Source organism: Rhizorhapis sp. SPR117, from assembly GCF_021742065.1.
The window spans coordinates 65580-77583 of sequence record NZ_JAKKIE010000013.1; the positions used below are offsets into that span (position 1 = coordinate 65580).

At 64.2% G+C, this 12004-nt stretch carries 13 protein-coding genes and 1 pseudogene; 9 read left to right on the forward strand and 5 right to left on the reverse strand.

Annotated elements, in window-relative coordinates; translation table 11 throughout:
• Positions 1–8 precede the first annotated feature (8 nt).
• Positions 9–416: a copper-binding protein gene (locus tag L3X40_RS07330; RefSeq protein ID WP_237365046.1), complete on the forward strand. Its 408-nt coding sequence runs from the start codon at positions 9–11 to the stop codon at positions 414–416.
• A gap of 128 nt (positions 417–544) precedes the next feature.
• Here L3X40_RS07330 and L3X40_RS07335 read toward each other — a convergent pair whose 3' ends face one another.
• The 3 genes from L3X40_RS07335 to L3X40_RS07345 form a co-directional block, all read right to left on the reverse strand.
• Positions 545–877 (reverse strand): hypothetical protein, encoded by a 333-nt coding sequence (locus tag L3X40_RS07335; protein WP_237365047.1) that lies wholly within the window; start codon positions 875–877, stop codon positions 545–547.
• 102 nt (positions 878–979) lie between these two features.
• Positions 980–1252: a hypothetical protein gene (locus L3X40_RS07340; RefSeq protein WP_237365048.1), complete on the reverse strand. Its 273-nt coding sequence runs from the start codon at positions 1250–1252 to the stop codon at positions 980–982.
• A 290-nt stretch (positions 1253–1542) separates the two neighbouring features.
• Entirely contained in the window at positions 1543–1962 is a 420-nt protein-coding gene (locus L3X40_RS07345; RefSeq protein ID WP_237365049.1) for a MerR family transcriptional regulator, read from the reverse strand.
• A gap of 42 nt (positions 1963–2004) precedes the next feature.
• On the opposite strand from L3X40_RS07345, the gene L3X40_RS07350 reads away from it, so the two are divergent.
• The 3 genes from L3X40_RS07350 to L3X40_RS07360 are packed head-to-tail and all read left to right on the forward strand — an operon-like array spanning position 2005 to position 5353.
• A complete protein-coding gene (locus tag L3X40_RS07350) occupies positions 2005–2691 on the forward strand; it encodes a class I SAM-dependent methyltransferase (RefSeq protein ID WP_237365050.1) in 687 nt (228 codons plus the stop codon).
• A gap of 59 nt (positions 2692–2750) precedes the next feature.
• Positions 2751–3395 carry a cation transporter gene (locus tag L3X40_RS07355; RefSeq protein ID WP_237365051.1) on the forward strand — a complete coding sequence of 215 codons (645 nt, stop codon included), beginning with the start codon at positions 2751–2753 and terminating at the stop codon, positions 3393–3395.
• A gap of 17 nt (positions 3396–3412) precedes the next feature.
• Positions 3413–5353, forward strand: coding sequence for an FTR1 family protein (locus L3X40_RS07360; RefSeq protein WP_237365052.1), 1941 nt, complete (start codon positions 3413–3415; stop codon positions 5351–5353).
• Positions 5354–5479: 126 nt separating this feature from the next.
• Here the strand turns inward: L3X40_RS07360 and L3X40_RS07365 are convergent, their stop codons facing one another.
• Positions 5480–6703: an MFS transporter gene (locus L3X40_RS07365; RefSeq protein ID WP_237365053.1), complete on the reverse strand. Its 1224-nt coding sequence runs from the start codon at positions 6701–6703 to the stop codon at positions 5480–5482.
• Entirely contained in the window at positions 6690–7103 is a 414-nt protein-coding gene (locus tag L3X40_RS07370) for a MerR family transcriptional regulator (protein WP_237365054.1), read from the reverse strand. The genes L3X40_RS07365 and L3X40_RS07370 overlap by 14 nt, the downstream gene beginning before the upstream one ends.
• Positions 7104–7168: 65 nt before the next feature.
• On the opposite strand from L3X40_RS07370, the gene L3X40_RS07375 reads away from it, so the two are divergent.
• From L3X40_RS07375 to L3X40_RS07395, 5 genes and pseudogenes are all read left to right on the forward strand, one after another.
• A complete protein-coding gene (locus tag L3X40_RS07375; RefSeq protein ID WP_237365055.1) occupies positions 7169–7876 on the forward strand; it encodes a cation transporter in 708 nt (235 codons plus the stop codon).
• Between the two features lie 195 nt (positions 7877–8071).
• Complete coding sequence (locus tag L3X40_RS07380; protein WP_237365056.1) at positions 8072–8407, forward strand: hypothetical protein; 336 nt, start codon at positions 8072–8074, stop codon at positions 8405–8407.
• A 64-nt stretch (positions 8408–8471) separates the two neighbouring features.
• Positions 8472–9779, forward strand: a complete 1308-nt coding sequence (locus L3X40_RS07385) for a TolC family protein (RefSeq protein ID WP_237365057.1) — start codon at positions 8472–8474, stop codon at positions 9777–9779.
• Between the two features lie 226 nt (positions 9780–10005).
• Positions 10006–11166, forward strand: a complete 1161-nt coding sequence (locus L3X40_RS07390; protein ID WP_237365058.1) for an efflux RND transporter periplasmic adaptor subunit — start codon at positions 10006–10008, stop codon at positions 11164–11166.
• Positions 11167–11169: 3 nt separating this feature from the next.
• A pseudogene (locus tag L3X40_RS07395) lies at positions 11170–11925 on the forward strand (efflux RND transporter permease subunit); the annotation flags it as partial.
• Positions 11926–12004: the final 79 nt, after the last annotated feature.

Sequence of the window (12004 nt, forward strand, 5' to 3'; positions counted from 1 at the left end):
AGAAAACGATGAAACCTCTCACACTCGCGGCGATGCTTGGCCTTGCGGCGCTGCTCGCCGCCTGCGGTCAGAAAGCCGAAACCGACGACGCGGCAGCCAATGCGCCTGCCGAAGCGACCGGCAAGATGGACGCCATGGCCAGTAATATGTCAGGCGACGTGGGGAATATGGAGATGCCCATGGCAGGTGCCGCGAAGATGGCCAAGGGCACCGGGACGGTGACGGCGGTCGACAAGTCCGCGGGGACGATCACGCTCGACCATGGCCCCATTGCGGAAGCCGACTGGCCGGCGATGACAATGGCGTTCAAGGCGAAACCCGAACTGCTCGACAGCGTGAAGGTCGGCGACAAGGTTACTTTCGACCTGGCGCTTAACGGCAACGCCGGTGAGGTGACGGCCGTCCAGAAACAGTAGTTGGACACCGAAGGCTCCGGGAGGAGCCGAAAAGCGCCTCCCGAAGAACTCCGAAGTTCGGAACACGCAATGTTCGCCGATCCATGGTGGACGGCGAGGCAGTTCGCGCCCTGCCGTCCATCACGCCATCAGCAGACATCGGTCCCGTCGACCCAAACGCGGACCGGTGCCTGCAACGGCGCACGCGGACCATATTGTGGCCGCGACCGCCACACATAGCGGCCGGTCTTGCCTGTATAGGCCGGATCGCATTCCGGTCCGCCGACCCCTGTCATCTGATCGCGCGGGTCGGCGACCTTCTTGCAGACCCGGCGCAGCGGCGCACGCGGGCCAGGATCCTGGGACCACACGCATTTGATGGTGGCCAGTTTCGCGGCGTCCGCCTGCGCCGATGCTGGCGCCGGTGCTGCGGCGAGCATTGCAAATGCGGCCACAGCCGCACCGAAGATAAGAGTTTTCATGGAACTTCTCCTTGACCTGAGATTGTCTCGGGCGGCCCCATGCCGGGGCAGGAGATGCGCTTTGCGCAGTTCGGCTTCCGGAAGGCTTCGCCCAGCGAATGATCAGGCCAAGGTGTTCGGCGGGTGGGGCTCGGTCGGGACCGATCGTCCCTTCATTGACGGCGTAGAAGGCCACGCCGGAACGCCGATGGCGGCGATGGCTTCTGCAACCACAGGCTCCCCGACATCGAATGTGTACGGCATGGCGCAACCCATGCCGACAATGCAGGCAAGCGTCATCTGATCGCAGGGAACCGAATCGTCGCTCCTGCCTTGCATCATTCCAAGGCAGTCCGCCGACATCACCGGCGACGCTGTAGACTCAATAGCTGCCAAGGCGGGGCTTGCTGAAACTGGGACCGTTTGCCCGAAAAGCCCAAGCAGGGCAGCTATGACCAGCACGACTCTGAGTGCTCGTCTCATGCGAATATTGTCTGCTTCTCGCCAGCTTGCGTCAAGTTCGGATGGTCCGCGTTAGCGAGGGTTCGATTCCGCTGCGGCGGCGCATGATAGTGCTCAGCGCAAAAGGAAAAACCAATGCCTGCCAACTACATGGGCGTAATGAGCAGTGGTGACGGATCGATCATGCCCTGCTCAGCCGCAAGGCTCAACATATCCTCTCTGGCTCAAGCCTCGGCAGGCAATTCCGCGCCGGCAATGGCTTCGATCACCCGGCAGTCGCGGGCTCGGCCGCCCTCGCAGGAAACGGCGACGTCCGCCAGCGCATCACGCAAGGTCTCGAGCCGTGCGATGCGCATCTCGATATCCCGAAGGTGCTGGCGGGCAATTGCCGCAGCTTCTGCACAATCGCGTTCCGGCTCGTCGGCAAGCGCAAGGAGCGAACGGATCTCCTCGACAGAGAAGCCGAGCCTGCGGCCTTGCCGGACGAAAGCGAGCCGCCGAACGTCTGAAGCTCTGTAGGTTCGCCGACCTGATGCCGTGCGGGCGGCGCGCGGGAGCAGGCCAATATCCTCATAGAAGCGAACGGTGTTGACCTTGGTGCCGGTTTGCCGGGCCAGGTCGCCAATTGCCAGTCGCTTTATCATACTACTTGATCCTCCAGTTACTGGAGATTGTAGAATGCACGGATGTCGCGAGCCAGAGAATCTTCGTCCGCACCGAAACCGTTCACGCCCGCGCTTGGATATTCCCGCCTGACGGGTGTCTATGATCTGGCCATAAGGCTGCTGACCCGCGAGAGCGCATGGCGCTCGGCGCTGCTCGATCAGGTAGCACCGCAATCTTGCGAAACCATCATCGATGTTGGCTGCGGCACGGGCAGCTTTGCAATCTTGATGAAGCAAAAGGCGCCATGCGCACGGATCATCGGGCTCGATCCCGATCCGGAGGTGCTCGGTCGTGCCGCGGCAAAGGCGACGAAAGCGGGCGTCGACATCGAATGGCGACAAGGCTTCGCAAGCGATGTCGCTAACTTTGGCGAACGCTTCGACAAGGCGGTATCAAGCCTCGTCTTCCATCAGGTTCCGATCGCCGGAAAGCAGAGCGGGCTGGCGGCCATGGCGGCGGCGCTCAGGCCGGGCGGTGAACTCCATATCGCCGACTATGCTCGGCAGCCGTCGGTTGCGATGCGGGCGCTGTTTCGGCTGACGGTCCAGCGCCTGGATGGGGTGGCCGATACCCAGCCCAATGTGGACGGTGCAATCGAGGCGATCCTGGCCGGACTATCGCGCTCGCCAGCGACACCTCAATGCATGATCCAGACGCCCACAGGTGCAATCAGCCTCTTTCGGATTATCACTCCCGGGTTGGTATAACGCGAACCAATTGCAAAAACCCTTGCTTCTCCAGTTACTGGAGGTTGTAGAAGCAGCGCATGGCAGACTCGGATCAGGCAGGCGGCTGTGGCTGCACCGGCGACAGCGTGCGGGCGGAGAAAGATCCGGCTTATCGCCGTGCGCTCTGGATCGTCGTGCTGCTCAACCTCGGCTTCGGCGCTTGCGAGATCGTCGGCGGGTTCATAGCCGACAGCCAAGCGCTCAAGGCCGATTCGCTCGATTTCATCGGCGACGGAACGATCACACTTGTTGGCCTGATTGCGCTTGGCTGGACTGCGGCGGCGCGCGCCCGAGTTGCGCTCGTTCAGGGCATATTTCTCCTCACGCTGGGTCTCGGCGTGATCGGGGTAGCGCTTTTGCGTGCGTTGACCGCGGTGGCTCCCGACGCCGACCTGATGGGCGGCCTTGGCCTCGTCGCGCTCATCGTGAACGTCGCTTCGGCGTTCGTGCTGTCGCGCTTCCGGGAAGGTGATGCCAATGTGCGTGCTGTCTGGCTGTTCAGCCGCAACGATGCGTTCGCCAATGTTGCTGTGATCGTGGCCGCGGGCCTCGTCGCCTGGACGGGCAGCGCCTGGCCCGATCTGACGGTCGCCGCCGTGATCGCGGTGCTCTTCCTTCATTCCGCCTACGAGATCCTCGGCGGCGCGCGCGCCGAACTGCGCGAACTGGCGCAGGCGACCTGATTTTCGGAGTATAATGCGTGGCCGTCCTCTTCCATCTTCGTTCGCTCACCGTTCTTCTCGCCGTCCTTGGCGTTATCGTGCTGAATCCAACCTCCGCGCGGGCCGAAGCCGGTGAAGTCCAGACCGTGTGGCGGCTGCTCGACTATGTGGCCGTCGATTATGCTGGCGCGGTTTCGAACGGGCGCGTCACCAGCACGGCGGAATATGCCGAGATGACCGAATTCTCCGCGACGATCCGGAGCGGCCTTGCAGCCCTTCCTGGAAAACCAGAGCGCGCCCGTCTGGTCGCGGAAGCGGAGAGCCTTCAGGCCGCGATCGGCTCCAAGGCGGCGCCCGATCTTGTCGCGCAGAAGGCGCGTTCGCTCGCGAGCGACCTGCTTGCCGCCTATCCGGTGCCGCTCGCGCCAGCCAAGTCGCCGGATCCGGCCCGTGGCGCGGCGCTCTACGCGGAAAACTGCGCCAGCTGCCATGGTATCAAGGGCGATGGACACGGTCCGCAGGCCGCAGGGCTGGATCCGCCCCCGATCGCCTTCACCGATGCCGAGCGTGCGCGCAAACGCAGCCTGTTCGCCCTCTATCAGGTGATCGACCAGGGGCTGGACGGTACGGCCATGCAGAGTTTCGCGCATCTGCCGTCCGAAGATCGCTGGGCGCTCGCGACCTATGTGGGCGGCTTCGCCTTCAAGGATGTCGCTGCCGGCGAGCGCATCTGGAAGGACGACCCGGCTGCGCGCCAGCGCTTTCCCGATCTTAAGACCTTCACCAGCATGACGCCCGACGCACTCGGCCGGGCGATCGGGCAGGACAAGGCGAATGCCATCATCGCCTATCTGCGTGCCAACCCGCAGGCGCTGAACGCGGCCACTCCCGCCTCGCTTACGGTCGCGCGCGAACGGCTTGCGCAGAGCCTCGCCGCCTATCGTGCAGGGGACAAGCGCAATGCCGAGCGCCTCGCGCTTTCCGCCTATCTCGACGGGTTCGAGCCGCTGGAGCCGATCCTGACCGCGCGCGACGCGACGCTGATGGCGCGCATCGAAGGCGCGATGGGCGAATTCCGGACCGCGATTGGACGCGATGTGCCCCCGGAAGTCCTTGCCGGGAAAGCGGCCGTGATCGAGAGTCTGTTCGCGGACGCCGAAACCGTGCTTTCGCCCAACGCGGCGAGCGATGCCTCGACATTCATCGGGGCGCTCACGATCCTGCTGCGCGAGGGTCTCGAGGCCCTGCTCATCGTCGTTGCGATGATCGCGTTCCTGCGCAAGGCGGATCGTCCCGAGGTACTTCCCTATGTCCATGGCGGGTGGATCGCGGCGCTTGCCGCCGGCGGTGCGACTTGGGCGGTCGCCACCTACGCGATCGCGATCAGTGGCGCGAGCCGCGAGCTGACCGAGGGCTTCGGCTCGCTTTTTGCGGCCGTCGTGCTGGTTTCAGTCGGGATCTGGATGCACGGCAAGTCGCAGGCCGAGAACTGGCAACGCTATATCCACAAAGCGCTGGGCAAGGCGCTGTCGCGCCGTTCGGCGTGGTTCCTGTTCGGCCTCGCTTTCCTCGTGGTCTACCGCGAGGCGTTCGAGACGATCCTCTTCTTCGCGGCGCTCGCAGCGCAGGGACGCGGCAGCGTGATCGCTGCGGGCGCAGCAACCGCCGTTGCGGTGCTTGCGGTAGTCGCCTGGGCGATGCTCCGCTACAGCCGCGCGCTGCCGATCGGGAAATTCTTCGCCTACAGCTCGATCCTCGTCGCCGTTCTCGCGGTGGTTCTCGCTGGAAAGGGGACCGCGGCGCTTCAGGAGGCTGGCCTCATCGACATCACGCCGGTGGCGCTTGTGCCGAGGTTATCAGTGCTGGGCATCTTCCCCTCGTTGCAGCCGCTGCTGCTGCAACTCCTCGCGCTCGCGGTTCTCTGGATCGGCTTTCGTTATAATAAAAGACATGAGGCGCACGGAGCCGCGGCTGAGTAATTGCTTGGATCGTTGACGTCGACTTTCCAGGCTCCGCTCTCTGTGAATTTTGAATCCTCGCGCCGCTGGTTTCGCGCAACGGATTGACCAGTGTGCCGCGATCCACACCGGCAGCGTCACCCAAGGCTATGAAGCTGCCGGGCGTGACTGCCGGAAGACCATCGCGAGAAAGGCTGCCGCCGCAAAGCTAGCGCCCGCCATGAACGCTGCCCGGTTACCGAAATGGTCCCAAATCAGGCCGGCGATTACGCTGGCGAACAGCAGTGCGAGGCCAGTGGCGAGATTGAACAGGCCGAAGGCCGAACCACGCAGTTCTGCCGGTGCGTGATCAGCAACGAGCTTTGCCATCAGCCCTTGCGTGAGAGCCATATGGCCGCCCCAAAGCGCTATGCCCGCAAAGGTTCCAGGCAGGCCCGGTGCAAATGCCAGCGCAAGATCCGCCGCGACAAGGCAGCCAAGACCCCACAGCAGCAGGTGGCGCGCCGGCAACGCATCGGACATTGCGCCGGCCGGATAGGCCCCAAGCGCATAGACAAGATTCATGGCGACGAGCACGAGCGGCGCGAGCGCGAGCGGGAGACCTTCGGCGTTGGCCTTCAGGATCAGGAATGCTTCGCTGAAGCGCGCCAGCGTGAACAGCACGCCGATCGCGACAACGCGCCAATAGCGCCGGTCCAGGCGCCTGAGCTCAGCGATCCGGATCGGGGCGCGGGCGCTCGTTCCCGCGCTGGCATCGACGCGATCCTCGACGCCATAGATCACGCAGAGGACGGCAACGATCGCGGGGATCGCCGCGATCCAGAAGACCGCCCGCATGTTGTTGGCAAAGGCGATCATGAGCAGGATGGCGAGAAGCGGCCCCAGAAACGCGCCGACCGTGTCAAGGGACTGCCGCAAGCCGAAGGCGCGGCCGCGGATGGCTGGTGGTGTGACATCGGCCACGAGCGCATCGCGGGGCGCACCGCGAAGTCCCTTTCCGACCCGATCGAGAAAGCGCGCGCCCAGAATGAACGCGACGCCGCTCGCCAGCGGGAAGAACGGCTTCGACAAGGCGCCCAGTCCATAACCAAGCAGTATGAGCGGCTTGCGCCGGCCGATTCGATCGGAAACATAGCCCGAGAATATCTTGACGATATTGGCCGTCGCCTCGGCAATGCCATCGACCAGCCCGACCATTGCGACGCTGAGACCAAGCGTGGCGGTCATGAACAGGGGAAGCAGCGCGTGGATGATCTCCGAAGAGACATCCATGAAAAGGCTCACGAAGCCGAGGGCCCAGACTGTCCGTGGGATTTTCGCCCGCGCCTTGCCTGAAGACCCCGGCAGGTGCGGATCGTCAGGCAGCGCCATTGCGCGGCGCCAAGGCTTCGAGAATGCGGCATTCGCCGATCGTGCCGCCCTGGCAGGATGCCACTAGCGTCGCGATTTCGCGCCGCAAGGCCGCGAGGTCCGCCAACTTGCGGTCGATTTCATGAAGATGTGCGGAGGCGATCTCGTCGACGGTCGCGCAGTCGCGCGACAAGTCGTCGGAAAGCGCCAGTAGCTCCCTGATCTGACCGATCGAAAAGCCCAGATCGCGGGCGCGCCGAATGAAGGAGAGCCGCGCCAGATCCTCCTCGCCATAGGCGCGGTAATTGCCAGCCGTGCGCCCAGGCGGCGCAAGCAGGCCGATCTTCTCGTAATAGCGGATCGTCTCCGTCCTGGTTCCGGTCCGCCGCGCGAGTTCGCCGATCGTCAATCCGATAGTCATTGCTTGACCTTGTAGTTGCTACAAGGTGCATATGGAAAGCCGAATCGAGAATCCGAGGAGGCGACATGGCCGGATGTGGGGAATGCTGCGCGGCGAGGCAGGCGCCAAACGACCGCCGCTGGCGGCGCGCACTCTGGATCGCGCTCGGGATCAATGCGGGGATGTTCGCAGGCGAGATGGCGGTCGGCCTGGCCGCGAAGTCGCAGGCGCTTCAGGCCGATGCACTCGACTTCTTCGGCGATGCCGCCAATTATGCGATCAGCCTCGGCGTGGCCGGCATGGCGCTGGTCTGGCGCGCCCGCGCGGCGCTCGTCAAAGGCGCGACGCTCGGACTTCTCGGCCTCTATGTCATGGTGACAACCATCTGGGCGGTTTGGAGCGGAAACTTGCCGCGGGCCGAATGGATGGGCGGGGTAGGTCTCCTCGCACTCGTCGCCAACGGCGCGGTCGCGCTGATGCTGTACCGCTTCCGGGCGGGCGACGCCAATATGCGCTCGGTCTGGATCTGCTCGCGTAACGACGCAATCGGCAACGTGGCCGTCGTGTTCGCCGCCGCTGGCGTGTTCGGTACGGGCACGCCGTGGCCTGATCTTATTGTCGCGAGTGTGATGGCGGCGCTCGGGATCAGCGGCGGCTTCCAAATCGTGCGACAGGCAAGAGCCGAACTGGCTCGCTCAAGAATGGCGCCAATGCAACAAGGCGAACACCTCATGCGAAGTACCGTCGTCAAGCACACGATACGATCGATCATCTATCCTTCCGGAACCAGATAAGCAGTATTCTTAATATGTTCTACCAGTCCGTCCGAATAAATAGGATGTACTGCAATAAATTAAGGCACTGACAGGTAGACACGCAATGTCACAACATAACATTTTGACCGCCGGGCGCCATATACCAAGCGATTATTCGTGGATGTTGAATTATCCTCTTTCTTTACAATCCACGAGAGGCTAGACGCGCAAACGATGAATCGTTGGCTGTCCATCATTCTCAGTCTTTTCCTCGCCCTCGGTGTGACGGCGGGAGCAATGGCGCACGCAACTGAACAGGGCGTGGGCGCCAGCGCTGTTGCATCTATCGGCGGTTGCGAGAACTTCTCGAAAAAGAGTGACGACGGCCAGTCCGACCCTTCCAAGGCGTCGGTCAATTTTCACGGCTGCCATTGTCACCATGTCGGAATTCCGGTCGGGGCGAAGCCCGAACCCGCGCCCGTGGTATCGGTCAAGGCTGTGCCGACACGAAACGGCACAAGCCTCTTTCCGCCGACCCGTTCCGACACCTTCCGACCTCCGATCGCCTGACAGCTGAAGCTTCGCCCGGCCGAGCCCGGGCGCGCGCCTTCGGTTTGTCAGGAGTTCTTCGTACATGCATGTTCTGTTTGCGTCCGCCATGGTTGCGGCGCTTGTGGCCACATCAGCCACGCCCGCTGCAGCGCAGGTGGCGGACCCGGCGGTTGCCGGTCCCCCGGCACCAGCTATCCCGCCCGAGGTCCGCACTGGGCCGTTACCCGCAGTCCTGACACTCGCCCGCGCGATCGAGGAAGCTGAGGCAAGATCTCCGGCCCTTGTCGCAGCCCGCGCCGACGTCGAAGCCGCGCGCGGTCGCCTGCGCCAGGCGCGCTTCCGCTTCAATCCAGTCCTGGACGTCGAAGTCGAGAATTTCGCGGGCACCGGACCCTATTCGGGCTTCAACGGCACCGAGACCACGGTTTCGGTCAACCAGAGACTCGACCTCGGCGGTAGGCGAAAGGCGAGAATGACGCTGGCCGAGGCCGAACTCGCCGCCCAGGAATATCGCTTCGCGATCGCTCGCGCCGATCTCGGCCAGCAGATCCGCAATCTCTTCGCGCTTGGCGTAGCCGCGCGCGACAATCTGGCGCTCGCGCGGGAAAATGAAGACCGGGCACGTGAACTGTCGCGCGTCGCACGCGAGCTGGTCGATGCGGGAAAGGAGCCGCCGCTGCGCGGTTTGCGTGCCGAGGCGGCGCTTGCACAAGCAACCGCGGCGCTGCGTGCGGCCGAAGCCGATGAGGCAGCCGCCCGCCGTTCGCTTGCTGCGCTCCTTGGGGTCGACGTTCCTCCTACAGAGCTCGCCGGGAGCGACATGCTGGCCCCGCCAGCCATTGTCGATGCGACGGCGACGCTCGATGTACGCCTTGCCGAAGCGGAACGGGTCATTGCCGATGCCGAGCTGCGCCAGGCGCGCACGGAAGGCCGGCTCGATCCGTCCGTCGGTGTTGGCGTGCGCCAATTGCGCGAAACCGGCGACCGCGCACTCATTGCCAGCCTTTCGGTGCCACTTCCCGTCTTTGATCGCAATCAGGGCAATGTCGCCGCCGCACGATCGGGCGTGCAGGGGGCGGAGGCGCGCCGCGACAGCGTGCTCGCCAACACCCAAGCTGAAATCGCCAACGCACGTGCGGCCCTGGTTGCCGCTGAGGCCCGGGTGGCCGCCCTCGAAGGAAGCGGCATCGGTCAGGCGCGTGAAGCCCTGCGCCTCGCGCAGCTGTCCTACCGGGCCGGCAAATCCTCGCTGATCGAACTGCTCGACGCGCAGCAGGCTTATGCCTCGGCCCAGGGTGAACTCATAGCGGCGCGGCGCGCCAGGGCGGAAGCCCAGGCCACGTTGGCGCGCCAGGCTGCAGCGGCCAGTGACGTGGACATGGGCCAATGACCGCGCCTGTCTCAATAGTCCCCGACGCCCTGCCGATACCGACGGTCGTCATTCATGTGGCCAGTCCGGCTGAGGGCATCTTCGCCGAACCGGATGGCGACCGTATGCCGCGCGCCGCGCTCCATCCGACAGGTTGCGTTTTTCCGCCTTCCTCAATCCTCGCCTTACGGCTCGCAGCGAAGCGCAAGCCGCCGCAGCCAGCCCACATGCTATTTGGAGATGTTGAATGATCACACAAGATAAACGCCTCCTTGGTGGTGTAGCCGGCGCCGTGCTGCTCGCGGCGGTTGGCGGCTTCTCTGTCGCGCGCTGCACCGCAGACCCGGCTGCCGACACCCCAAATGCCGAAAAGACGGAAGAAGGCGCCGAAGCTCACACCGACCGTCTGCCGATGACTGCCGAGGCGATCCGGGCAGCCGATATCGCCGTAGAAGCAGTGCGCGCGGGCGGGCTTGGCTCGGAAATTCTCGCCCAGGCCACGGTGACTGCGGCACCGAATGGCGAGGCGATCGTCACGGCGCGCGCTGGCGGTGCGGTCACACGCGTCTTCAAGCGGCTCGGCGATCCCGTAAAAGCCGGAGAGACGCTGGCCATCGTGCAAAGCAGGGATGCTGCTCAGATCGCAGCGGAAAAGACGGCGGCCGACGCGCGCGCGGTACTCGCCCAGCGCACTCTGGCTCGGGAACGGCATCTCTACGAACAGAAAGTTTCCGCTCGCGTCGATTATGAGCAGGCGCAGGCGGAGGCTGCCGTCGCGGCGGCCGAAGCGCGGCGAGCGCAAGTAGCGGCCAGAGCTGCGAATGTCACCGGCGATGGGAGCGGCGCGATTGTCGCCAGTCCGATTTCCGGACGGGTGACCGCCGAGAACGTCAGCCTCGGCGCCTTCGTGCAACCGGAAACCGAGCTGTTCCGTGTCGCCGACCCGTCGAAGGTGCAAATCGAGGCTGCGGTTGGGCCGACCGATGCACAGCGGCTCGCTCCGGGCGATCAGGCGATCGTCGAGCTGCCCGATGGCCGCACGATCGAGGCACGCGTGCGCGCGATTACGCCCGGTCTTGCGGGCGACACGCGTTCGGCCACAGCCGTGCTGGATGTTTCCGGCAGCCTGCAGCCGGGGCTGGCCGTGCGCGTGCGCCTGCTGCCAAGCGGTGGCGGCGCGCCTGGCGCCATCGTGATTGCCGAGGATGCTCTCCAATCGCTGGAAGGACGAGACGTCGTCTTCGTGCGCACCAAAGAAGGCTTCCGCGCGCAAAAGGTGACGATCGGTCAGCGTAGTGCCGGTCGCGTCGAGATCGTCTCGGGCCTGAAATCGGGCCAGATGATCGCAACCAGAAACGCATTCCTGCTCAAGGCCGAGCTCGGCAAGGGCGCGGGCGAGGAGGAATAAGCCGTGATCGCAAATCTCATCGCGCTTGCCGTCCGCGCACGCTGGGCGGTTCTGTTCATCTTCCTCGCGGTCGCCGGCCTCGGCCTTTGGCAGCTGACCAAGCTCCCGATCGATGCAGTACCCGACATCACCAGCAACCAGGTTCAGATCAATACCGTCGATCCGCGCCTGTCGCCGGTCGAGATCGAGAAGCTCGTCACCTACCCGGTCGAGATTTCACTCGCCGGTATTCCAGGCCTTGAAACGACGCGCTCCCTCTCGCGTAACGGGTTCAGCCAGGTCACGGCCATCTTCTCGGAGTCCACCGATCTTTATTTCGCCCGGCAACAGGTTGGCGAGCGGCTGCGGCAGGCGACCGAGAACCTCCCCGACGGCGTCCAACCGCAGATCGGGCCGGTGACGACCGGTCTCGGCGAGATCGTCATGTACACCGTCGGCTACACAAATCCCGACGGCAAGGGTGCTAAGAAGGTTGCCGGACAGCCCGGTTGGCAGCCCGACGGAAGCTATCTCACGCCTGAAGGCGACCTGCTCACCGACGAGGTTGCAAAAGCCGGCTATCTGCGAACCGTGCAGGACTGGATCGTCAGCCCGCAACTGAAAGCAGTGCCGGGCGTTGCGGGAATCGACTCGATCGGTGGCTACGCGAAAACCTTCGTCGTCGAACCCGATCCGACCAAGCTGACCAATTACGGGATTTCCTACAGCGAGCTCGGCGAGGCGTTGGAGAAAGCCAACCTTGCCGTCGGCGCCAACTTTTTGGGGTGACTACACGAAAGTGACGTATCTGCACGGAAAGGGCGAACGGATAGCGAACGTCACGCGGCAAGTAGGGAGT